Annotated in this window: 23 protein-coding genes; 10 read left to right on the plus strand and 13 right to left on the minus strand. The window is 59.5% G+C overall.

The window, feature by feature from the left end; all coding sequences use genetic code 11:
- Positions 1–203: 203 nt before the first annotated feature.
- Positions 204–1,403, minus strand: coding sequence for a tyrosine--tRNA ligase (gene tyrS, locus BXA01_RS13155; protein ID WP_076564327.1), 1,200 nt, complete (start codon positions 1,401–1,403; stop codon positions 204–206).
- A gap of 212 nt (positions 1,404–1,615) precedes the next feature.
- Between tyrS and BXA01_RS13160 the strand changes: the two genes are divergently transcribed.
- Together BXA01_RS13160 and BXA01_RS13165 are read left to right on the plus strand one after the other, a co-directional pair.
- Positions 1,616–3,040 carry a peptidoglycan DD-metalloendopeptidase family protein gene (locus tag BXA01_RS13160; RefSeq protein ID WP_076564328.1) on the plus strand — a complete coding sequence of 475 codons (1,425 nt, stop codon included), beginning with the start codon at positions 1,616–1,618 and terminating at the stop codon, positions 3,038–3,040.
- 3 nt (positions 3,041–3,043) lie between these two features.
- Positions 3,044–4,135 (plus strand): anhydro-N-acetylmuramic acid kinase, encoded by a 1,092-nt coding sequence (locus BXA01_RS13165; RefSeq protein WP_076564329.1) that lies wholly within the window; start codon positions 3,044–3,046, stop codon positions 4,133–4,135.
- A gap of 69 nt (positions 4,136–4,204) precedes the next feature.
- On the opposite strand, the gene erpA is transcribed toward BXA01_RS13165, so the two are convergent.
- Both erpA and argC read right to left on the minus strand, forming a co-directional pair.
- Positions 4,205–4,555, minus strand: coding sequence for an iron-sulfur cluster insertion protein ErpA (gene erpA / locus BXA01_RS13170; protein ID WP_007918905.1), 351 nt, complete (start codon positions 4,553–4,555; stop codon positions 4,205–4,207).
- 168 nt (positions 4,556–4,723) lie between these two features.
- Positions 4,724–5,758: an N-acetyl-gamma-glutamyl-phosphate reductase gene (argC, locus tag BXA01_RS13175; protein ID WP_042610443.1), complete on the minus strand. Its 1,035-nt coding sequence runs from the start codon at positions 5,756–5,758 to the stop codon at positions 4,724–4,726.
- A gap of 134 nt (positions 5,759–5,892) precedes the next feature.
- Here argC and hemJ point away from each other — a divergent pair, with 134 nt between their 5' ends.
- The 6 genes from hemJ to coq7 all read left to right on the plus strand — a co-directional run bounded on the left by hemJ (position 5,893) and on the right by coq7 (position 10,425).
- Positions 5,893–6,321 (plus strand): protoporphyrinogen oxidase HemJ, encoded by a 429-nt coding sequence (hemJ, locus tag BXA01_RS13180; RefSeq protein ID WP_071173754.1) that lies wholly within the window; start codon positions 5,893–5,895, stop codon positions 6,319–6,321.
- A 33-nt stretch (positions 6,322–6,354) separates the two neighbouring features.
- Entirely contained in the window at positions 6,355–7,323 is a 969-nt protein-coding gene (locus tag BXA01_RS13185; protein WP_076564330.1) for an NAD(P)H-dependent flavin oxidoreductase, read from the plus strand.
- Positions 7,324–7,389: 66 nt separating this feature from the next.
- The gene (locus BXA01_RS13190) at positions 7,390–8,337 is read left to right on the plus strand and encodes a DUF805 domain-containing protein (protein ID WP_076567726.1); all 948 of its coding nucleotides are present in this window, start codon (positions 7,390–7,392) and stop codon (positions 8,335–8,337) included.
- A gap of 61 nt (positions 8,338–8,398) precedes the next feature.
- Positions 8,399–9,187: an SDR family NAD(P)-dependent oxidoreductase gene (locus BXA01_RS13195; protein WP_076564331.1), complete on the plus strand. Its 789-nt coding sequence runs from the start codon at positions 8,399–8,401 to the stop codon at positions 9,185–9,187.
- Positions 9,188–9,243: 56 nt separating this feature from the next.
- On the plus strand, positions 9,244–9,582 hold the full coding sequence (locus tag BXA01_RS13200) for a histidine triad nucleotide-binding protein (protein ID WP_076564332.1): 339 nt from the start codon (positions 9,244–9,246) through the stop codon (positions 9,580–9,582).
- 195 nt (positions 9,583–9,777) lie between these two features.
- Complete coding sequence (gene coq7, locus BXA01_RS13205) at positions 9,778–10,425, plus strand: 2-polyprenyl-3-methyl-6-methoxy-1,4-benzoquinone monooxygenase (protein ID WP_041476678.1); 648 nt, start codon at positions 9,778–9,780, stop codon at positions 10,423–10,425.
- A gap of 111 nt (positions 10,426–10,536) precedes the next feature.
- Here coq7 and speD read toward each other — a convergent pair whose 3' ends face one another.
- Both speD and BXA01_RS13215 read right to left on the minus strand, forming a co-directional pair.
- Positions 10,537–11,331 (minus strand): adenosylmethionine decarboxylase, encoded by a 795-nt coding sequence (gene speD, locus BXA01_RS13210; protein WP_024014530.1) that lies wholly within the window; start codon positions 11,329–11,331, stop codon positions 10,537–10,539.
- A gap of 237 nt (positions 11,332–11,568) precedes the next feature.
- Entirely contained in the window at positions 11,569–11,991 is a 423-nt protein-coding gene (locus BXA01_RS13215; RefSeq protein WP_016772921.1) for an OsmC family protein, read from the minus strand.
- Positions 11,992–12,226: 235 nt separating this feature from the next.
- On the opposite strand from BXA01_RS13215, the gene crp reads away from it, so the two are divergent.
- Positions 12,227–12,871 (plus strand): cAMP-activated global transcriptional regulator CRP, encoded by a 645-nt coding sequence (gene crp / locus BXA01_RS13220; RefSeq protein ID WP_041476679.1) that lies wholly within the window; start codon positions 12,227–12,229, stop codon positions 12,869–12,871.
- On the opposite strand, the gene BXA01_RS13225 is transcribed toward crp, so the two are convergent.
- The 4 genes from BXA01_RS13225 to BXA01_RS13240 all read right to left on the minus strand — a co-directional run bounded on the left by BXA01_RS13225 (position 12,868) and on the right by BXA01_RS13240 (position 16,182).
- Complete coding sequence (locus BXA01_RS13225) at positions 12,868–13,566, minus strand: lipoate--protein ligase family protein (RefSeq protein ID WP_076564333.1); 699 nt, start codon at positions 13,564–13,566, stop codon at positions 12,868–12,870. The genes crp and BXA01_RS13225 overlap by 4 nt on opposite strands.
- Positions 13,567–13,693: 127 nt before the next feature.
- A complete protein-coding gene (gene trpC / locus BXA01_RS13230) occupies positions 13,694–14,533 on the minus strand; it encodes an indole-3-glycerol phosphate synthase TrpC (RefSeq protein WP_073476588.1) in 840 nt (279 codons plus the stop codon).
- A complete protein-coding gene (trpD, locus tag BXA01_RS13235; RefSeq protein WP_041476682.1) occupies positions 14,530–15,579 on the minus strand; it encodes an anthranilate phosphoribosyltransferase in 1,050 nt (349 codons plus the stop codon). Before trpD ends, trpC begins: the two co-directional genes overlap by 4 nt.
- Positions 15,580–15,588: 9 nt before the next feature.
- Positions 15,589–16,182, minus strand: coding sequence for an aminodeoxychorismate/anthranilate synthase component II (locus BXA01_RS13240; RefSeq protein WP_041476683.1), 594 nt, complete (start codon positions 16,180–16,182; stop codon positions 15,589–15,591).
- Between the two features lie 407 nt (positions 16,183–16,589).
- Between BXA01_RS13240 and estP the strand changes: the two genes are divergently transcribed.
- Positions 16,590–18,497: an esterase EstP gene (estP, locus tag BXA01_RS13245; RefSeq protein WP_076564334.1), complete on the plus strand. Its 1,908-nt coding sequence runs from the start codon at positions 16,590–16,592 to the stop codon at positions 18,495–18,497.
- A gap of 173 nt (positions 18,498–18,670) precedes the next feature.
- Here the strand turns inward: estP and trpE are convergent, their stop codons facing one another.
- The 4 genes from trpE to BXA01_RS13265 all read right to left on the minus strand — a co-directional run bounded on the left by trpE (position 18,671) and on the right by BXA01_RS13265 (position 22,975).
- On the minus strand, positions 18,671–20,152 hold the full coding sequence (trpE, locus tag BXA01_RS13250) for an anthranilate synthase component I (protein WP_076564335.1): 1,482 nt from the start codon (positions 20,150–20,152) through the stop codon (positions 18,671–18,673).
- 70 nt (positions 20,153–20,222) lie between these two features.
- Positions 20,223–21,041 (minus strand): phosphoglycolate phosphatase, encoded by an 819-nt coding sequence (locus tag BXA01_RS13255; protein WP_024014534.1) that lies wholly within the window; start codon positions 21,039–21,041, stop codon positions 20,223–20,225.
- Positions 21,038–21,712: a ribulose-phosphate 3-epimerase gene (gene rpe, locus BXA01_RS13260; protein ID WP_007918813.1), complete on the minus strand. Its 675-nt coding sequence runs from the start codon at positions 21,710–21,712 to the stop codon at positions 21,038–21,040. Before rpe ends, BXA01_RS13255 begins: the two co-directional genes overlap by 4 nt.
- Positions 21,713–21,826: 114 nt before the next feature.
- A complete protein-coding gene (locus BXA01_RS13265) occupies positions 21,827–22,975 on the minus strand; it encodes an iron-containing alcohol dehydrogenase (RefSeq protein ID WP_076564336.1) in 1,149 nt (382 codons plus the stop codon).
- Between the last annotated feature and the right edge of the window lie 37 nt (positions 22,976–23,012).

Raw genomic sequence — 23,012 nt, forward strand, 5'->3', positions numbered from 1 at the left:
GCTTTCGACCGAGAAGATCGAACCGTTAAAAGAGCCAAACATCACTGCTCTTTCAACTCCTTCCAGGCCTCGATGATCTGAAGCAAGCCGCCGTCGAAAACTGCGTAACTCTTTGAATCTCAAGGAGTTTTCCGTTTCGACTGCGCCGGAAGTGGGGCGAATTATAGACCTCTAGAATTCGCCGTCAACCCCCAATTTCAACTTTATTCAGATTCCAGCGTAATTCGTGCAAAAGCCTTCTTGCCGGCCTGGCAAACATGAGTCGCGCCCAGTGCATATATAAAGGAGCGATCAACCACTTCACCATCGACCCGGACTCCGCCCGCCGCCAACAGATCACGCGCCGCTGCCGAGTTCTTCACCAAGCCTGCCTTATTAAGGACGGCAGCGATTGGCATATCCTCAACCGAAGACAGTTCGATCTCAGGCAAGTCATCAGGAAGCTCGCCATCCTTCATGCGGTTGCCAGCGCCTCGGTGAGCGTTCGCTGCAGCATCTTCACCATGGAAACGCGCAACGATCTCTTCAGCGAGTTTGATTTTGATGTCACGCGGATTCGCCCCAGCTTCGACGTCAGCCCGGAATGCGTTGATTTCATCCATAGAACGGAAGCTGAGCAACTCGAAGTAACGCCACATCAGCGCATCCGGGATGGAAACCAGCTTGCTGTACATGACGCCTGGCGCTTCCTGGATACCGACATAGTTGCCCAGCGACTTGGACATCTTCTTCACGCCATCCAGACCTTCCAGCAATGGCATGGTCAGAATGCACTGGGCTTCCTGGCCATAACCACGCTGCAACTCGCGACCCATCAGCAGGTTGAACTTCTGATCGGTGCCGCCCAGCTCGACATCGGCGCGCAGCGCGACCGAGTCATAACCCTGAACCAGCGGATAGAGGAATTCGTGAATAGCGATTGGCTGGTTGGTGGTGTAGCGCTTGTCGAAGTCATCGCGCTCGAGCATGCGAGCGACGGTGTATTGCGAGGTCAGACGAATGAAATCCGCCGGCCCCATCTTGTCCATCCAGGTGGAGTTGAAGGCAACTTCGGTTTTCGCCGGATCAAGGATTTTGAAAACCTGAGTCTTGTAGGTCTCAGCATTTTCTAGAACCTGCTCACGCGTCAGTGGCGGACGCGTGGCGCTCTTGCCACTCGGATCACCGATCATCCCGGTGAAGTCACCTATAAGGAAGATGACCTGGTGCCCCAGCTCCTGGAACTGGCGCAGCTTATTAATAAGCACCGTATGACCCAGATGCAGATCCGGAGCGGTTGGATCGAAACCAGCCTTGATACGCAGCGGTTGGCCGCGCTTGAGCTTCTCGACCAGCTCGGACTCGACCAACAGTTCTTCCGCACCACGTTTAATCAGCGCTAGCTGCTCTTCAACCGACTTCATAACAGACCCGCAAGGCTCAGATTCAAAGGGAACCAACCATACAAGAACGCGCACCAATTACAAGTTTTGCCCGGCGCACGGACACCAATCCACAGACCCGAGGTCTGTAGACTTGCTTCAGCGATGATTTGGTTATATTTTATACAGTTATTTCATCTTCATCATGTCATTCATCTTTTCCAATTCATCTATTTCAAAGTCAAAAATTACCTATGACCACAGAACCGTCTAAAGCGCCCCCGCTTTACCCGAAGACCCACCTGCTCGCCGCAAGTGGAATCGCCGCCCTTCTCAGCCTGGCGCTGCTGGTATTTCCCTCCAGCGATGTTGAAGCCAAAAAGACGACTCTGAGTCTTGAACTGGAAAGTCCTGCTGAACAACTGACACAAGATCAAGACGCTGCTGATGCGGCTCAAGCCACAAACGAGCCCGTAGCTTCGCCGTTCGCACAAATCGAAAGCAGCGACGAAAACGCCGCGCAAACCGCTGAGACCGCGCCGGCACCTGTAGCCCCTGCTGAGAAACCAAAAGAGCCTGGGCACCGTGAGGTCGTGGTTTCCAAAGGCGATACGCTGTCTACCCTGTTTGAAAAGGTTGGTCTGCCTGCAGCCTCCGTGCACGAAGTACTGGCAAGCGACAAGCAAGCCAAGCAGTTCAGCCAACTCAAGCGCGGTCAGAAACTCGAATTCGAACTCAGCCCGGAAGGCCAACTGACCAGCCTGCACAGCAAGGTCAGCGACGTTGAAACCATCACCCTGACCAAGAATGACAAGGGTTATTCGTTCAACCGAGTGACTGCCAAACCAACTGTTCGCACTGCCTACGTCCACGGTGTCATCAACAGCTCACTGTCGCAGTCCGCAGCCCGCGCCGGCCTTTCTCACAGCATGACCATGGATATGGCCAGTGTCTTTGGCTACGACATCGATTTCGCGCAGGACATTCGTCAGGGTGATGAATTCGATGTGATTTACGAGCAGAAAGTCATCAACGGCAAGGCTGTCGGCACCGGCCCGATCCTGTCGGCGCGCTTCACCAACCGCGGGAAGACTTACACCGCTGTTCGCTACACCAACAAACAAGGCAACAGCAGCTATTACACAGCCGATGGCAACAGCATGCGCAAGGCCTTCATCCGTACGCCGGTTGACTTCGCCCGCATCAGCTCGAAGTTCTCCATGGGCCGCAAGCACCCGATCCTCAACAAGATCCGCGCCCACAAAGGTGTCGACTACGCAGCGCCGCGAGGCACGCCGATCAAGGCTGCCGGTGACGGCAAAGTCCTGCTGGCCGGCCGTCGCGGTGGCTACGGCAACACTGTGATCATTCAGCATGGCAACACTTACCGTACGCTCTATGGCCATATGCAGGGCTTTGCCAAAGGCGTGAAAACCGGTGGCAGCGTCAAGCAAGGTCAAGTCATTGGCTATATCGGTACAACTGGCCTTTCCACCGGCCCGCATTTGCACTATGAGTTCCAGGTCAACGGCGTTCACGTCGATCCGCTAGGCCAGAAGCTGCCGATGGCCGATCCGATCGCCAAGTCCGAACGCGCGCGCTTCCTCGCGCAGAGCCAGCCGTTGATGGCGCGCATGGATCAAGAGAAGGCCACCATGCTGGCTTCGAGCAAGCGCTAAGCCATGGCCCTGTATATCGGTGTGATGTCCGGAACCAGTCTCGACGGGCTGGACATCGCCCTGATCGAGCAGACCTCGGCGATCAAACTGATCGCCACCCACTACCTGCCAATGCCTGACTCCCTGCGCGCCGAGCTGCTTGGCTTGTGCGCCAGCGGCCCCGACGAGATCGCCCGCTCGGCGATTGCCCAGCAACACTGGGTCGAACTTGCCGCGTCGGGCATTCACAGCCTCCTCGCGCAACAACAACTCAAGCCCGATGCCATCCGTGCCATCGGTAGCCACGGTCAGACCATTCGCCATGAGCCGGCGCGCGGGTTTACCGTGCAGATCGGTAATCCAGCCCTGCTGACTGAGTTGACCGGTATTACCGTCGTCAGCGATTTCCGCAGTCGCGATGTCGCAGCGGGTGGCCAAGGTGCGCCTCTGGTACCAGCCTTTCATGAAGCGTTGTTTGAAGAGCGTAGCGGTAACCAGGCCGTCTTGAATGTCGGCGGATTCAGCAATCTCAGCCTGATTGAGCCGAACAAACCTGTAGCCGGTTTCGACTGCGGCCCGGGGAATGTTCTGATGGACGCCTGGATTCACCGGCAACGTGGCGAAAACTATGACCGGGACGGCAAATGGGCTGCGACCGGCAAGGTTGAACCAGCCCTGCTCAAGGCGCTGCTCAGCGACCCGTTCTTCGTGACCAAAGGCCCGAAAAGTACGGGCCGGGAAGTCTTCAATCTGCCATGGCTGGAACAGCATCTATCGCGTCTGCCGACTTTCGCTGCCGAAGACGTTCAGGCCACCCTGCTCGAACTTACGGCGCTGACCATCGTCGAGTCGCTACAAAACGCTCAATCGGGTACTCAGGAACTGCTGGTCTGTGGCGGCGGCGCGCACAACGCCACGCTGATGAAACGTCTGGCGGACCTGCTGCCAAATACCCAAGTGGCCAGCACCGCAACTCACGGGGTTGATCCGGATTGGGTGGAAGCCATGGCCTTCGCCTGGCTCGCCCATTGCTGCCTGGAAGGCATCGCCGCCAATCGGCCAAGCGTCACCGGCGCTCGCGGCCTGCGCGTACTCGGCGCCATCTACCCGGCATAACCTTCAGAAACAAAAACGCCGCAGAACCGAAAGGCTCTGCGGCGTTTTGTTGTGTGCTGTAAAGCGCGATCAGATCGAGAACGACGACCCGCAACCACAAGTCGTTGTCGCGTTCGGGTTCTTGATCACGAAGCGCGAACCTTCCAGACCTTCCTGATAATCCACCTCGGCACCGGCCAGGTACTGGAAGCTCATCGGATCGACCACCAGGCTCACGCCTTCGCGCTCGACGATGGTGTCGTCATCGGCCACGTCTTCATCGAAGGTGAAACCGTATTGAAACCCTGAACAACCGCCGCCCGTAACAAATACGCGCAGCTTCAAGCGATCATTCCCCTCTTCATCGACCAGGCTCTTCACCTTGTGCGCAGCACCTTGAGTGAATTGCAAAGCCGTGGGGGTGAAGGATTCGACGCTCATGCTGACTATCTCCCGGCGTTACGCCGCCATAATGCGTGATGACGCGCATTATCCGCTTGTCCTAGAAAATTGGTCAACTATTAGAGGAGCAGCGGCAAGCTTCAAGCGGTGAGCTTCAAGCCTGCCTCTGATCTCTTGTAGCTTGTGGCTTGAAGCTCGTAGCTGCTTTTAAGGCAGCATGCCGGCGTGTGACAGGCCGAAGCGCTCGTCCAGTCCGAACAGAATGTTCATGTTCTGCACCGCCTGGCCCGAGGCGCCCTTGACCAGATTGTCGATCACCGAGAGTACGACCACCAGATCGCCATCCTGTGGACGATGCACGGCGATGCGGCACACGTTGGCGCCACGCACGCTACGGGTTTCCGGATGGCTGCCGGCTGGCATCACATCGACGAACGGTTCGTTGGCATAGCGCTTTTCGAACAGTGCCTGCAGATCCACCGAGCGATCGACCACAGTCGCGTAGAGCGTCGAATGGATACCGCGAATCATCGGCGTCAGGTGCGGGACGAAGGTCAGGCCGACATCCTTGCCCGCCGCGCGACGCAGGCCCTGGCGAATTTCCGGCAGATGACGATGACCTTTTACCGCATAGGCCTTCATGCTTTCCGACGTCTCGGAGTACAAAGAACCAACAGCCGCACCACGCCCGGCACCACTGACACCGGATTTGCAGTCGGCGATCAAACGCGATGCGTCGGCCAGACCTGCTTCCAGCAACGGCAGGAAACCCAATTGCGTTGCGGTCGGATAGCAACCCGGCACCGCGATCAGGCGCGCTTTCTTGATCTGCTCGCGATTGACTTCCGGCAGACCATAGACCGCTTCGTCCAGCAATTCCGGTGCGCCGTGTGGCTGGCCATACCACTTGGCCCATTCATCAGCGTCTTGCAGACGGAAGTCGGCGGACAGGTCGATGACCTTGGTGCCCGCCGCCAGCAGCTCGCCTGCCAAGGCGTGAGCCACACCGTGCGGCGTGGCGAAAAACACCACATCGCAGGCGCCAAGGGTTTTCACGTCCGGCACGCTGAACGCCAGCCCGTCATAGTGACCGCGCAGGTTCGGGTACATGTCAGCCACGGCCAGACCGGCCTCGGATCGGGAAGTGATGACCACCACTTCTGCCTGCGGATGCTGTGCCAACAGACGCAGCAGTTCGACACCGGTGTAACCCGTGCCGCCGACGATACCGACCTTGACCATAAACCTGCCCTCAACGAACCCACTGGAAAGCCGTCGATAATAGGGGCCGCGCGCGCCTGCGACAACCGCCAAGGTGACGCGCGGACGCTCAAGCCTCTACTATCTGGCTACCGTGAATGAGGGAATAACCAAAAATGCTCTATCTATGGCTCAAAGCGTTTCACATTGTCAGCGTCGTCTGCTGGTTTGCCGGGCTGTTTTACTTGCCGCGCCTGTTCGTTTACCACGCGCAAAGCACCGACACGATCAGCCAGGAACGCTTCAGCGTCATGGAGCGCAAGCTGTATCGCGGCATCATGGGCCCTGCGATGATCGCCACGCTGATCTTCGGTGGCTGGCTGATCTACCTTAATCCATCAATCTTCAGCCAGGGCGGCTGGATTCACGCAAAACTGACTCTGGTCGTATTGCTGATCGGCTACCACCACATGTGCGGCGCGCAGGTAAAACGCTTTGCCCGTGGCGAAAACACCCGCAGCCATGTCTTTTATCGCTGGTTCAATGAAGTGCCGGTTCTGATATTGCTGGCTATCGTAATTCTGGTCGTGGTCAAGCCGTTCTAACTTCAACCAATACAGATCCTCGGGGTGTTCTCAATGTCGCTGCCCGCTCTGCTCGAACAACGTCTGCGTCTGCCCGTAGTAGCAGCGCCGATGTTCCTGATCTCCAATCCGGAACTGGTGCTCGCCTGCTGCCGCAACGGCGTGGTCGGCAGCTTTCCGGCGCTGAACCAACGCGAAAGCAGTGGGTTCAAGGCCTGGCTGGAACAGATCGAAGCGGGCCTGGCGGCGCTGGATAATCCGGCCCCTTATGCGGTGAACCTGATTGTTCACCACAGCAACCCGCGCCTGCAGGCGGATCTGGACATCTGCGTGGAGCATAAGGTGCCGATCGTTATCACCAGCCTCGGCGCGGTGAAGGAACTGGTCGACGCAGTGCACAGCTATGGCGGTCTGGTGTTTCACGACGTGACCACGCGGCGCCATGCCGAGAAAGCCGCTGAAGCCGGTGTCGACGGGCTCATTGCCGTTGCGGCCGGTGCTGGCGGGCATGCCGGCACCTGGAGCCCGTTTGCGCTGATTGCCGAGATCCGTGAATTTTTCGACAAGACGCTGTTGCTTGCAGGATGTTTGAACCACGGCCATGAGATTCTCGCCGCGCAACTGCTCGGCGCGGATTTGGCCTACTTCGGTACGCGATTTATCGGCACCACCGAAAGTCACGCGCCTGACGCTTATAAAGAAATGCTGCTGACAGCCAAAGCTGCCGACATCATTCATACTCCAGCGGTGTCGGGAGTGCCGGCCAGTTTCATGCGCCAGAGCCTGGAGGCGGCCGGTTTCGACATGGCGGCACTGCAAGGCAAGGGCGAGGTCAATTTCGGCGACAAGCTCAAGCCGATCAACGATGAAGCCAAAGCCTGGAAGACCGTGTGGTCGGCGGGTCAGGGTGTTGGCCAGATTGGTGATCTGCCAAGCGTGGATCAGTTGATCGCGCGGCTCGACGCTGAATATCGTCAAGCCCAAACGTGCGCTGCACAGCTGCCGCAACGCTGGCCGCGCTGAAAAACATATCTGGCCAGTCCTGATCAGACTGGCTGCCAAATGAATCGCGACAAGGATGCCTCGGCCATGAGCGACACCCGTTACAAGATCGTCTTCGACGGCGCGCTGCAGCCCGGCGTCGACCTCACCACCGCCAAACTGAATCTGGCGGATCTGTTCAAAAGCGATGTGGCCGCCATCGAGCGCCTGTTCAATGGCCGCACCGTCGCTCTCAAACGTGATTTGTCTCACAGCGATGCGCAGACGTATCTGCAGGCGTTGAACAAAACCGGGATCGATGCGCGGATCGAAGCGGAAACCGCCATCGAGCTGAATCTCGCGGACGTCCACGATAACCCTGCAGCGGTGATGGAACCGGACTCGCCTTACGCCCCTCCGCGCGCCAATGTCGGTGAAGCTCTGCCGCCATTCGCAACGCTCAAGCCATTCAGCGTCGAAGGCCGGATCGGTCGCCTGCGCTTTCTGGCCTGGACCATGGTCTTGAGCCTGGTGACCCTGCCCATCGTCGGCGTGTTTGCTCTAATTGCGTTGGGACTGGTCAGCGGCGACTCGACTACCGGCCTGATCCTCGGCGGCATTCTGGCGGTCTTCCTGTTCCTCGGCTTCATGATCGTCAGCATTCTGTTCAGCGTTCAGCGCCTGCACGATATCGGCTGGTCGGGCTGGCTGTGGTTGTTGAATCTGGTGCCGTTCGTGGGCAGTTTTTTTCCGCTGGTGATGATGGTTGTGCCCGGCAATACCGGCGCCAACCGCTATGGGCCGCCACCACCGCCCAACAGCACGGCGGTCAAAGTGCTGTGCTCGTTATGGATCGTATTCTTCGCACTGATTTTTGCCGGAGGCCTTCTTGGCGGCTTCTCGGCTGTGCAGGAAGAATATGAAAGCAATCTGGAGAGCAGCTATGACAGCGGCTCGGTGACCACCGACGAAGTTGAGGTCGTCGAACCGCCAGTGATTTCCGCCGACGAGGCAGCCGAACCGGCGCAGGCCCCTGTAGACTCTGCGCAAGAATGAACAGCGCTCCCTGCCGCGACAACCGCGTCGCTGGCGCGGAGCTGTTGCGATGGAGAACTGCATGACCCGTTACGCTCTGATCACCGGCGCTTCCAGCGGCATCGGCCTGGCCATGGCCGAAGCACTGGCCCGGCGCGGCCGCAGCCTGATTCTGGTGGCACGACAGCGTGATCAGTTGGAAAGTATTGCCTTCGAGCTGACCCAGCGTTTCGATGTCGAAGTATTGTTTCGCGCCTGCGACCTCGGCGAACCGTTGCGCCTGTCAGGCTTTTTGCTGGAGCTGGAAGAAGGCGACCGGCAGATCGATCTGCTGGTCAATTGCGCAGGCATCGGCACCTGCGGGCCATTCCTCGCGCAGGACTGGATGACTGAGCAGGACCTCATCGAGGTCAACATTCTCGCCCTCACCCGCCTCTGCCATGCGGTGGGTAACAGCATGGCGCTGCTGGGTGGCGGGCAGATCCTCAATGTCGCCTCGGTGGCTGCGTACAGCCCCGGCCCATGGATGAGCACGTACTACGCCAGCAAAGCCTATGTGCTGCATTTTTCCGAAGCCCTGCGCGTGGAGCTCAAACAAAGCGGCGTGAAAGTCTCCGTGCTGTGCCCCGGCCCGACGCGCACACCGTTCTTCCGAACCGCACAGATGAGTAGCGAAAAGATCGAAAGCAGCCACTCGCTGATGAGTCCGGAAGAAGTGGCACTGCATGCCGTACGTGCACTGGATAAAAACCGCGCCATTATCATTCCGGGACGACGCAATCGCTGGCTGGCGTTCCTGCCGCGGCTGGGTTCGCGCTGGCTCAATCGCACCATCGTCGGCATGATCAACAAAGCTTACTGCCCCCGCTAGGAAGACGACTTCGAAGCGGTACACTCGATTCAGCCCAACTCAACGGAGAAACAGCAGTGGATACTCTGTTCACCAAGATCATCAACCGGGAAATCCCGGCGAAGATCATTTACGAGGACGACCAGGTTCTGGCCTTCCATGACATCGCCCCCCAGGCTCCGCTGCACTTTCTGGTAATCCCGAAAAAACCGGTGCGCACGCTCAACGACCTGACCGAAGACGACAAGGCGCTGGCCGGGCACATCCTGTTCACCGCGCAGCGTCTGGCGCTGGAACTGGGTTGCGAAGAGGGCTTCCGCGTAGTGATGAACTGCAATGAACTTGGTGGGCAGACTGTCTATCACATTCATATGCACGTGCTGGGTCAGCGCCAGATGAACTGGCCACCGGGCTGATTGGCGACAACCAACTGTGGGAGCGAGCCTGCTCGCGAAGGCGCCGATACATTCAACACTTCAGTATCCGATAATCCGCTTTCGCGAGCAGGCTCGCTCCCACAAAAAGCCTGACCGCGCAGCAAGTGACCCAGCGCAAACCCTCGCCGGCCGATTCAGTTAAACTGGCCGCCGAGATTCTTCCCGGAGGTCAGCATGACTACCCAACGTCACTACTCGCCCATAGACCGTCTGCTGCTGCAAGCCGATGCCGCGATGCGCACTCTGTTGCCCTTCAGTGGCCAGCCGTACCGCCCGTCGCCAGCAATTCTGCAGCCGGATACGCAGATGAGCGATGAAGACACTCGCCATGTCGCCGGTCTGATGCGCATCAACCATACCGGCGAAGTCTGCGCCCAGGCGCTGTATCAGGGACAAGCGCTGACCGCAAAGTTGCCGCAGGTACGCGCAGCCATGGAGCACGCGGCTGAAGAAGAGATCGATCATCTGGTCTGGTGTGAACAGCGCATCCATCAGCTGGGCAGCCACACCAGCGTGCTGAATCCACTGTTCTACGGCATGTCGTTCGGTATCGGCGCGGTCGCAGGACTGATCAGCGACAAGGTCAGCCTTGGTTTCGTTGCGGCGACCGAGCATCAGGTGTGCAAACACTTGAACGAACATCTGGAGCAATTGCCGGCCGAGGACGAGAAGTCCCGGGCGATTCTTGAGCAGATGCGCATCGATGAAGAACACCATGCGGAAAGTGCCCTGGATGCGGGCGGGTTTCGTTTTCCGGCGCCGGTCAAGTTCGGCATGAGTTTGTTGGCGAAGGTGATGACCAAGAGTACGTATCGGATCTGAGATCTGTGTCGGTGCTGATGACCTCTTCGCGAGCAGGCTCGCTCCCACAGGGGTTTTATGTGAGGCATGAAAAAGGCGACCAGGAGGTCGCCTTTTTTGTTTCCGGGAATCTTAGGTCGGCATATTGCGCGCGTAGAAGATTTCCAGCATTTCGTGTTTCACACGGTCGGTCACCTGGGCACGCTGCTCGGGCGAGAGGTTGCTGGTGGCGTCGCCGAACAGGTAGTTGTCCAGTTCGAAGTTCTTCAGCAGCATTTTGGTGTGGAACAGGTTTTCCTGGTACACGTTCACGTCGGTCATCTGGTACGCGTCGCGGGTGTCTTCGGAGAGGTAGTTCTGGATCGAGTTGATCTCGTGGTCGATGAAGTGCTTGTTGCCTTCAACGTCACGGGTGAAGCCGCGCACACGGTAATCCACGGTCACGATGTCCGAATCGAACTGGTGAATGAGGAAGTTGAGCGCTTTGAGCGGTGAAATGACACCACAGGTCGACACGTCGATATCCACACGGAAGGTCGCAATACCATCGTCCGGATGGATTTCCGGATAGGTGTGCACCGTGATGTGGCTCTTGTCGAGGTGGGCCAGAATGATTTCGGGCAACGGGCCCGGCGATTCTTCGATCTGGCTGTCAGTCGGGGTCACCGGCTCTTCCGAAATCAGAATCGTGACGCTGGCGCCCTGGGGTTCATAGTCCTGACTGGCGATGTTCAGGATGTTGGCACCAATGATCTCGACAACTTCTGTGAGAATCTGCGTCAGGCGTTTCGCGTTGTACTCTTGATTGATGTACTCAACGTAAGCCTGCTGGTCTTGCGGGGTTTCCGCGTAGCAGATGTCATAGATGTTGAAGCTCAAGGTCTTTGTCAGGTTATTGAACCCGTGGAGCTTGAGTTTGCTTTTCACCGTTAAAAACTCTCTATGTATGCGGCGCGGCCGCGTGATCAAGCATGCCCGTCAAGTGCGAACAACGCACCTGCGTAGGACGGTTAACACCTCTTCGCGATGGCGATTTTGGTTATCTGTTCAGGCGGATGACCTGTCGGCTGACCGATCACTGCCCTGAAAAAAGTGGCGCATTATGCAGACGTCAGCGGGGGATCGCCAGAGTCTGCACTGCTTTTATGATAGTTGAATGTCGGTTCAGCCGAGTTCAACGATTTCATAGTCGTGGGTAATCGCCACGCCAGCCGCGCCGAGCATGATCGACGCCGAGCAATACTTCTCGGCCGACAGCTCGATGGCGCGCTTGACCTGAGCTTCCTTCAGGCCCCGGCCCTTGACCACGAAGTGCATGTGGATCTTGGTAAAGACCTTGGGATCTTCAGTCGCACGCTCGGCGTCGAGGAAGGCTTCGCAGCTTTCAACGGCCTGGCGCGACTTCTTCAGGATGCTGACCACGTCGAAGTTGCTGCAACCGCCGACACCCAGCAAGAGCATTTCCATCGGGCGAACCCCGAGGTTACGGCCACCGGCATCTGGCGGGCCGTCCATTACCACGACATGACCGCTGCCGGATTCGCCGAGGAACATGGCTTCGCCAGCCCATTGGATGCGTGCCTTCATCGCCCAGACTCCACTGTAAAAAAAGGGTCGCCAGCTTAGCACAGCACTTTGTTCCGACAGGAACGACGTCCTAGGACGGATGCTTTCTGGCTGTAGGTAATTTCTCGAATTCTCGACGAAGTGTCTGGTAAGCTGGCGCCAATTCGCTGGCGCCAATTCGTCAGCTCTGTAGCGACCGCCTTCAGCGCCTCATAAAAACTCAAACATCACCGTGCAGTCTTTTCGGGATACAACCATGGTTGCTATTACCCCCACACCCAAAATCAAGAACATCGACAAGCTGTTGATGCATTGCCAGCGCCGGCGTCATGCGGCCAAGAGCAATATAATCTGCGCCGGGGATCGCTCGGACACGCTGTTTTTCATCATCAAAGGCTCGGTCACCATCCTCATCGAAGACGACGATGGTCGCGAGATGATCATCGCTTACCTCAACGCCGGGGATTTCTTCGGCGAACTGGGTCTGTTCGAGCAGGCTGGTCAGGAGCAGGAACGCAGCGCCTGGGTGCGTGCCAAGGTTGAATGTGAAACCGCAGAAATCAGTTACGCCAAGTTCCGCGAGTTATCGCAGCAGGATCCAGACATTCTTTACGCCCTCAGCGGACAAATCGCACAACGCCTGCGCAACACCACGCGCAAAGTCGGCGACCTGGCATTTTTTGACGTCACCGGCCGCGTCGCCCGCTGCCTGCTGGAGCTGTGCAAACAGCCGGACGCCATGACCCACCCGGACGGCATGCAGATCAAAGTCACCCGTCAGGAAATCGGTCGGATTGTCGGTTGTTCGCGAGAAATGGTCGGCCGCGTGCTCAAGGATCTGGAAGAACGCAATCTGGTCGACGTGAAGGGCAAGACCATGGTGGTCTTCGGCACGCGCTAGACGTAAATCTGCGCCAGCATCAAACGAAACAATTCATCGAGACGCGCCAACGCCTGTGGCGCTTTGAATTTCTCATGCAGGGCGATGTGGCTTTGCGCCCTCACCCGCTGCTCCAGGCCGCAGGCTTCATTGAAGCGATTGACCGCAGCAACCATCGCTTCGCGCTCGTCATCCATCAGCATCGCACCGTGCACCAGGCCCACAGGACGCTGGCCGCCCTGACTCTGGCGCCAGCGCTGGGCCGTGCCGACCATCTTGCGACCGTCGAGATTGACGTTGAAACGTCCATCACAGAATGCGCCGTCGATTTCCCCGACCGACGAGGTGCCACCCAATTCATCCAGCAACTGACAGATCGGATCGCACAGGCGGCGGTAGCCGGTTTCGATGCGGTTCAGATCGCCTTCGCTGCGAGGCGGGGCATACACCAAGGCAATGTTGATGGTCGCAGCGGATTGCGGGACGGGCTCACCGCCCGTTTCACGCAACAGCACCGGCCAGCCAGCGGCAGCGGAGACTTCGCAGGCATGGTCGAATTGCGGGAGACGGTTGAGGCGGCGCGGCATGACAAGCGCGCGATCGGTGGGTTGCCAGAACAGCAGGCCGATTTCGGCGTCGCCAGCGCAGACCGAGGCCAGCAAGTCCTGTTCGGCTTGCAGGCCGGATTCGATGGTCAAGGGGGTTGGCAGCGACATAACAGGCTCCGGCAACATGGAAATCTTTTGCGGTTTCGATGGCCCCTTCGCGAGCAGGCTCGCTCCCACAGGGGGAAATGCATTCCAAATGTGGGAGCGAGCCTGCTCGCGAATGAGGTCGACTCGGTCAGTCGAGGGTCGAACCGCTTACTACTGGACCGCCGCGTTCCGGGAAGAACAGGCGCTGCAATTCAATGCCCGGATTTTCCGCGCGCATGAACGCTTCGCCGACCAGGAACGAGTACACATCGCTGATTTCCATCAGCTCGACGTCGGCCCGATTGAGGATGCCGCTCTCGGTGATCACCAGGCGATCGCGCGGGATGCGCGGCAGCAGGTCGAGGGTGGTTTCCAGGCTGACGTCGAATGTGTGCAGGTTGCGGTTGTTGACCCCGACCAGCGGCGTGTCGAGGGTTTTCAACGCGCGCTCCAGTTCGTCACCGTCGTGCACTTCCACCAACACGTCGAGACCGACGCCTTTGGCCACGGCGGCCAGCTCGGCCATTTTCACGTCGTCCAGTGCGGAGACGATCAACAGCACGCAATCGGCGCCAAGCGCGCGAGCTTCAACGATCTGGTACGGATCGATCATGAAATCCTTGCGGATCACCGGCAGCTTGCAGGCAGCGCGCGCCTGTTGCAGATACGCATCGGCGCCCTGGAAATAATCGATGTCGGTCAGCACCGACAGACAGGTCGCCCCGCCCTTCTCGTAGCTCTTGGCGATGTCGGCCGGCACGAAGTCTTCGCGGATCACGCCTTTGCTCGGCGAAGCCTTCTTGATTTCGGCAATCACCGCCGGTTGTTTTTTCTTTGCTTGCGCCAGCAATGCCTGGGCAAAACCACGGGGTGCATCGGCCGCCTTGGCCAGACTTTCCAGCTCGCTCAGGCTGACCCGGGCGCTGCGCTCGGCGACTTCCTCAACCTTGCGCGCCAGAATGTTTTCCAGAACCGTCGGTACACTCATCCTTCATTCTCCACTTTGAATACCGCGGTAAAGGCACCCAGCTCCTCGAGCTTTTCCCGAGCGAGGCCGGTGTGCAGCGCGTCGTGCGCCAGCTCCACACCTTGTTTCAGACTGCTTGCCAGGTCGGCGGCATACAGCGCCGCACCGGCATTGAGCACAATCATCTCGGCAGCTTTCTGGCCGTTTTCGGTTTTGCGCTTGCCGAGGGCGTCACGGATCAGCGCCAGCGACGCTTCCGGGCCTTCAACCGACAGGCCGTGCAGGCTCTGGCTCTTCATGCCGAGGTCTTCCGGTTCGACCCAATACTCAGTGATTTCGTTGTTTTTCAATTCAGCGACAAAGGTCGGCGCGGCGAGGCTGAATTCATCCAGACCGTCCTTCGAATGGACGACCAGCACGTGTTTGCTGCCCAGTCGCTGCAAGACTTCGGCCAATGGCCGGCACAGCGCCTGAGTGAACACGCCGACCACCTGATGCTTCACACCGGCCGGATTCGTAAGCGGGCCGAGCATGTTGAACAGCGTGCGCAGGCCGAGTTCGCGGCGCGGGCCGGCGGCGTACTTCATCGCTTTGTGGTGAGTCTGGGCGAACATGAAACCGATGCCGACGTTGTCGATGCAGCGCGCGACCTGTACCGGGGTCAGGTTCAGATAAATGCCGGCAGCTTCCAGCAGATCGGCACTGCCGCTCTTGCCGGACACCGCGCGGTTGCCGTGCTTGGCGACGGTGCAACCGGCGGCTGCGACAACAAAGGAAGACGCGGTCGATACGTTGAAGATATTCGCACCGTCACCGCCGGTGCCAACCACATCGACGACGCCGTCGAGGGTTTTCAGCTCGACCTGATCGGCCAGCTCGCGCATCACCGACACGGCGCCGACGATTTCGTCGATGCTCTCGCTTTTCATGCGCATGGCCATCATGAACGCGCCGATCTGCGCTTCGGTGCACTGGCCGGTCATGATCTCGCGCATCACATCGCGCATTTCATCGGTGCTGAGGTCGAGGTGTTCGACGATACGGCTGAGGGCTGTCTTGATATTCATGGGAAGTCCTTAGCGCGTGCCGCCGGTTTGTTTGAGGAAATTGGCAAACAGTTCATGACCCTGCTCGGTGAGGATCGATTCGGGGTGGAACTGTACGCCCTCGATGTTCAGGGTCTTGTGACGCAGGCCCATGATCTCGTCGACCGAGCCGTCATCGTGCTGGGTCCATGCGGTCAGCTCGAGGCAATCGGGCAGGCTGTCGTGCTTGACGATCAGCGAGTGATAACGGGTAACGGTGAGCGGATGATTGAGGCCAGCAAACACACCCTTGTCCTCGTGGAATACCGGGCTAGTCTTACCGTGCATGACTTGGCGGGCGCGGACCACATCACCGCCGAAGGCCTGGCCGATAGACTGGTGGCCGAGGCAGACGCCGAGGATCGGCAATTTGCCGGCGAAGTGCTTGATCGCATCGATAGAGACGCCCGCCTCGGTGGGCGTGCACGGCCCGGGGGAAACCACGATGCGCTCGGGATTCAGCGCTTCGATTTCGGCGATGGTCAGTTCGTCGTTGCGCACCACTTTGACCTCGGCACCCAGCTCGCCGAGGTATTGCACAACGTTGTAGGTAAAGGAGTCGTAGTTGTCGATCATCAGCAACATGGCGTTTCGAACCTCTTGAATTCTGACTTGATGACAGCCTTCAGATGACTTGCCCGCAGGGCGCTGCGCGATGTCGGACGCGCACAGGGCGCCAGCACAGCGGCATTTCAAACAGACAAGGAAGGCAAAGCGATACAGATCCGGCGGAGCCGGCAGAGAAGATTCAGGCGCGCCAACGCCAGCGGGCGTGTGCCTTGATGACTTGATCCAGAAGTTTGCTGGTGATCAACACGGGGAAGGTCTCGTTCATACGTTCCGGCACAGTAACTTAGCTGGGCGGAGCGTGCAATATGGCGGGGCCTGCGGGTTATAAAACGGCAGAGGGATTCGCGACCGATGGCAAAATGCCGAACGTTTTTGGTACTGTCGTTTCGTTCACCTACAACAATAAATAAACGGACTTGCTCATGATCAGACAGACGTTGTTTGTACCGCTGGCCAGCTGCTTGCTCGCACTCGCCTGCGCCCAGGCCAATGCAGCGCCCAATCCTTATTCCAGTTTCATCGTCTTCGGTGACAGCCTCAACGATGCCGGCACCTTCGCCGACACGGGCGGCCCGGCGGGCTCCACCGAGCGTTACACCAACCGTACCGGGCCGGTGTATCAGGATGGCAGCGGCGAAGTTTTTTCATTGAATTCCACCCAGCTGCTTGGCGGCCGCCTGGGCTTTTCGCCCGACCAGACAGCCTCTTCCATCTCCGCAGTGCGCGCGGAAAACGGCCAGCCCGACGGCAACAACTGGGCAGTCGGTGGCTATCGCACCGACCAGATTCTCGATTCGATCACTACACAATCGGCCACCGGTGAACGCACCCGCGCCGGGTACCTGCCGTCGAACGGCTTCCGCGCCGACCCGAATGCGCTGTATTACATTTCCGGTGGCGGCAACGACTTCCTCCAGGGCCGCATTCTCAGCCTGCCCCAGGCCAACGCCGCAGCCGATCGACTGGCCGACAGCGTGCAGACCCTGCAGACCGCCGGCGCCAAATACGTGATGGTCTGGCTCCTGCCCGACGTGGGCCTGACACCCGCTCTGAACGGCACGCCGCTGCAAGCGTTCAGCAGCACCCTTGCCAATCAATTCAACAGTCAGCTGGTGACGCGCCTGCAAGGCATCAACGCCGAAGTCATTCCGCTGAACATTCCGGTGCTGCTCTCGGAAGTCTTCGCCGACCCGGGGCGCTTTGGTCTGGCTACCGATCAGAACCTCACCGCGACCTGCTTCAGTGGCAATAGCTGCACGGAAAACGCCCGCTACGGGATCAACAGCGCCACGCCGGATCCGACCAAACTGATCTACAACGATGGCGTACACCCGACCGAATCCGGGCAGAAACTGATCGCCGATTACGCCTATTCGCTGTTGGCTGCGCCATGGGAATTGAGCCTGCTACCTGAAATGGCCCACGGCACCGTGCGCGCGCATCAGGATGAATTACGCAACCAATGGCAGGCAGACTGGGAGAACTGGCAAGCGGTCGGCCAATGGCGTGCGATTGTCTCGGCCGGCGGACAGCGTCTGGATGTCGACAGCCAAAGCAGCGGCGCCAGCGCCGATGGCAGCGGTTACAACCTCAACGTCGGCGGCAGCTATCGCCTGAACGAGGCCTGGCGCGTGGGCGTGGCGGCCGGTTTGTACCGGCAGAATCTCGAGGCCGGGCACAACGACTCCGACTACAAACTCAACAGCTACATGGCCACCGCGTTCGCCCAGTTCCAGCAGAATCGCTGGTGGGCCGACGCGGCGCTGACCGGTGGCAAACTCGACTACGACAACCTCAAGCGCAAGTTCGACCTCGGCGCCAGCGAGGGCGCGGAGAAAGGCGATACCGACGGCAGCCTGTGGGCGTTCAGCACGCGCCTGGGCTATGACATTGCGCAACCGGGCAGCCAATGGCATCTGTCGCCGTTTGTCAGCGCTGATTACGCCAGTGTCGATGTCGACGGTTACTCGGAAAAGAGCAACCGCGCCACCGCGCTGACCTTCGATGACCAGAGCCGCGATTCGAAACGCCTGGGCCTGGGCATCCAGGGCAAGTACAACTTCACCGCGCAAACCCAGGTGTATGGCGAGTACGCCCACGAGCGTGAGTACGAAGATGACGTGCAGAAGGTCAACATCGCGCTTAACACCCTGCCGGCCAATGACTTCACCCTTGAAGGCTACACACCGGCAAGTCACCTGAACCGCCTGAGCCTGGGTGTCAGTCACAAGCTGACGGCGGATCTGGCGCTGCGTGGCGGTTATACCTTCCGCAAGGATGATGACTTCAAGCAGCAGGGAGTGAATGTCGGGGTTGTGCTGGATTTCTGAGTCGTAGATGCAAAAAAGCGGCGCCTGATAGGGCGCCGCTTTTTTTATGCCTCAACACAAAACCCAATGTGGGAGCGAGCCTGCTCGCGAAAGCGCTGGGTCAGTCAATATCAAAGGTGACTGACACACCCTCTTCGCGAGCAGGCTCGCTCCCACACGGGAAATTGCGTGGCTCAGGCGTCCGGGGTTTGCTCAGCCAGGGCAACGGCGCGGAACATCGCGCGGCGTTTGTTCAGAGTTTCTTCCCATTCCAGCGCCGGCACCGAGTCGGCGACGATGCCGCCGCCGGCCTGCACGTGCAGCTCGCCGTTCTTGATCACCGCCGTGCGAATGGCGATGGCGGTGTCCATGTTGCCGTTCCAGGCGAAGTAACCGACCGCACCGCCGTACACGCCACGCTTGACCGGCTCCAGCTCGTCGATGATTTCCATCGCGCGAATCTTCGGCGCGCCCGACAACGTACCCGCCGGCAAAATCGCTCGTAGTGCGTCCATCGCGGTCAGGCCCGACTTCAACTGGCCGGTGACGTTGGAGACGATGTGCATCACATTGGAATAACGCTCGATGACCATTTTCTCGGTGAGTTTCACCGAGCCGATTTCCGAGACTCGCCCGGTATCGTTGCGACCCAGATCGATCAGCATCAAGTGCTCGGCGATCTCCTTGTCATCCGAGAGCAGATCCTGCTCCAGCGCCACATCGGCTTCTTCGGTGGCACCGCGTGGGCGCGTGCCGGCGATCGGGCGCACGGTGATCAGGTTGTCTTCGACGCGCACCAGCACTTCCGGCGAACTGCCGACGACGTGGAAATCGCCAAAGTTGAAGAAGTACATGTACGGCGTCGGGTTGAAGCAACGCAGTGCGCGGTACAGATCGATCGGCGCAGCCTTGAAGTCGATCGACATGCGCTGCGACGGCACCACCTGCATGCAGTCGCCGGCGAGGATGTATTCCTTGATGGTGTCGACGGCTTTTTCGTAATCGTCCTGAGTGAAACTGGAACGAAACACCGGATCGGCCGATTGCTGTTTGCTGAAATCCAGGCCACGACGCGGGGTGATCGGCTGACGCAGTTGCTCGAGCAGTTCCTGCAAACGCGCCTGACCTTGCTCGAAGGCATCGGCCTGGGCAGGGTTGGCGAGGACGATCGCATGCATCTTGCCGGCCAAGTTGTCGAACACCACAACGGCGTCGGAAACCATCAGCAGAATGTCCGGCACGCCCAGCGGATCCGGGTTCGGGCATTTGCCCAGACGCTTCTCGACATAGCGCACACAGTCGTAACCGAAGTAACCGACCAGTCCACCGTTGAAGCGCGGCAGGCCGGCGATGGTCGGCACGTTGTAACGGGCCTTGAAGGTTTCAACGAAGGCCAGCGGGTCTTCGACGTCATGGCTTTCGGTCTCGACGCCATCAACGGTGATGCTGACGTGATGGTCATGTACGCGCAGCACGGTGCGGCACGGCAAGCCGATGATCGAATAACGGCCCCATTTCTCGCCGCCCTGCACCGATTCGAGCAGGTAGGAGTTGGGCTGGTCGGCCAGTTTCAGGTAGATCGACAGCGGCGTGTCGAAGTCGGCCAGGGTTTCGCAGGCCAGCGGGATGCGGTTATAGCCGTCAGCGGCCAGACGCAGGAATTCTTCGCGATTCATAAGGTGCCTCGTGGTGTGAGGTGCAATCAGTCAGGTATGCAAACGCGCCGGCACGGCCGGCCAGAATCAGTCAGGCGCGCCAACGCCAGCGGGCCAGGGCCTTGATGACTTTCATCCAGAGTTTGCGGGTGACCACCACGATGGCGTTTCCAGAAGGGGGTTGAACAGCGTCGGGCAACGTTATCCCACCGGCCAGATCCAGGCAACCGGGAATTAGTTTGCGCAAATCGTCGATCACCAGTGCCGGCGATTCCTCGGCAATCGGCCGGCCATGGTTGTAGCCATAACTCAGCGCCACACACTTTACCCCCGCCGCTTTCGCCGCCTGCACATCGCTGCGCGAGTCGCCGACGAACAACGATTGCGAGGCCGGGATATTGGCCATTTTCATCACGAAAAACAGCGCCGCCGGGTCAGGCTTCTTCTGCGGCAGGGTATCGCCGCCGATGATCCACTTGAAGTAGCGGCCGATCTTCATCTGATCGAGCAGCGGCGCGACGAAGCGCTCGGGCTTGTTGGTGATCAGCGCCATGGCCACGCCTTGCTTGTGCAGCCACTTGAGCGTGTCGCGCACACCGGGATAGACCACGGTCAGCTCATGGCTGGCGCCGTACGCCTCCATGAAAATCTCCAGTGCGCGCTCGGCGTCGGCGTCATCCACCGCCGAATGATCGATGCTACCGGCCAAGGCCCGACGCACCAGCACCGGCGCGCCATTGCCGACCCATTCGCGCACCGCTTCTATGCCCGCCGGCGGACGGCCGAGGGAGAGCAGCATGGTGTCCACCGCCGCTGCCAGGTCGGGAACCGAATCGATCAGCGTGCCATCCAGATCGAACATCACCAACCGTGGCAGTTGCCCCGGGAACAACTGCTCAAAACCGCTCATGGGCGCGCCAGTGCCAGTTCGGAACGCATCTTGTCGATGACTTCCTGATAGTTCGGCGCGTTGAAAATGGCCGAGCCGGCGACGAAGGTGTCAGCACCAGCAGCGGCAATTTCGCGGATATTGTTGACGTTGACGCCGCCGTCGATTTCCAGGCGGATGTCGCGGCCCGAGGCGTCGATGATCGCCCGCGCTTCACGCAGTTTGTCGAGGGTGCCGGGAATGAACTTCTGCCCGCCGAAGCCCGGGTTGACGCTCATCAGCAGGACCATGTCGACCTTGTCGATCACGTACTTGAGCACGTCCAGCGGAGTCGCCGGGTTGAACACCAGACCGGACTTGCAGCCGCCTTCGCGGATCAGTTGCAGCGAGCGATCGACGTGCAGCGTGGCTTCCGGGTGGAAGGTGATGTAGGTCGCGCCGGCTTCGATGAAGTCGCCGACGATGCGGTCCACCGGGCTGACCATCAGGTGCGCGTCGATCGGCGCGGTGACGCCGTACTTGCGCAGCGCCGCGCAGACCATCGGGCCGATCGTCAGGTTGGGCACGTAGTGGTTGTCCATGACATCGAAGTGGACGAAGTCGGCGCCGGCGGCGAGAACGTTGTCCACTTCTTCGCCGAGGCGGGCGAAGTCGGCGGAGAGGATCGACGGAGCAATTACGAAGGGCTGCATGACGCACCTGTGCTGAGCTAAATCACGATGGCGCGCATTGTATACCTCAAGTTTCCACGCGCGCACCGGGACCGCGATGATTGGGTTGTGCCATGAGCCTTCAGCGATCGCGCCTCAGTAAGCCGCGCGGTAGATCTTCTCGATGTCGCCGGCGCTGAGTTTGCGCGGGTTGTTGCGCATCAGCCGCTCGATGCCGGCGGCCTCGACGGCCATCGCTGGGATCGCTTCCTCCGGCACGCCGAAACTGCGCAGCCCGGCAGGGATTTCCACCGCTGCGCACAGGTCGGTCATGGCCTGTACGGCTTTGTCTGCGGCTTCGCTGGCGCTCAGATGCGCAGTCTTCACGCCCATGGCTTCGGCAATATCCTGCATGCGTTCGACACAGGCCATTTTGTTCCAGGTCATCACATAGGGCAGCAGCAAGGCGTTGCTGACACCGTGGGCAATGTTGAAGCGCCCGCCCAGCGGATACGCCAACGCATGCACCGCACCGACCCCGGCGTTACCGAACGCCATACCGGCCATGAGGCTGGCGGTGGCCATGTCTTCGCGCGCTTGCAGGTTGGCACCGTTGGCGTAGGCCTTGGGCAAGGCGCTGGCGATCAGCTTGATTGCGCCAATGGCGAGGGAGTCGGTGATCGGCGAGGCATTCACCGACAGGTAGGATTCGATGGCGTGCACCAGTGCATCGACACCACTGGCGGCGGTGACACTGCGCGGGCAGGTCAGGGTCATTTGCGGACTGACCAGCGCCACGTCCGGCAACAGATAGTCGCTGACGATGCCTTTCTTCAACTGCGCGACCTTGTCCGAGAGGATCGCTACGTTGGTAACTTCAGAGCCGGTGCCGGCGGTGGTCGGAATGGCGATCAGCGGCGGGCCCTTGCGCGGCACCTGATCGACGCCGAACAGATCTGCCAGCGCGCCGTGATATCCGGCGTAGGCGGCGACACTTTTGGCAATATCGATGGCGCTGCCGCCCCCGAGGCCGATCAAACCGTCATGCCCGCCCTCACGGTAGGCACGCATGCAGTCTTCGACGATGGCGATTTCCGGATCGGGCAGTACACGGTCGAAAATCTCGTATTCGCGTCCGCCGAGTTGCACCAGCGCCAGCTCGACAGTACCGGACTTGACCAGCGCGGCGTCGGTGACGATCAACGGGTTGTCGATGTCGAGGCGGGTGAGTTCGGCGGCCAGTTGCTCGATGGCTGCGGCGCCGGTGATCAGTTTGTGAGCGATTTTGAACTGGGACAGACTCATGGTGCGCAGCCTCTTATAAATGTGGGAGCTGGGCACA

The sequence above is a fragment of the Pseudomonas sp. B10 genome (assembly GCF_900156235.1).
Classification (GTDB): Bacteria; Pseudomonadota; Gammaproteobacteria; order Pseudomonadales; family Pseudomonadaceae; genus Aquipseudomonas; species Aquipseudomonas siliginis.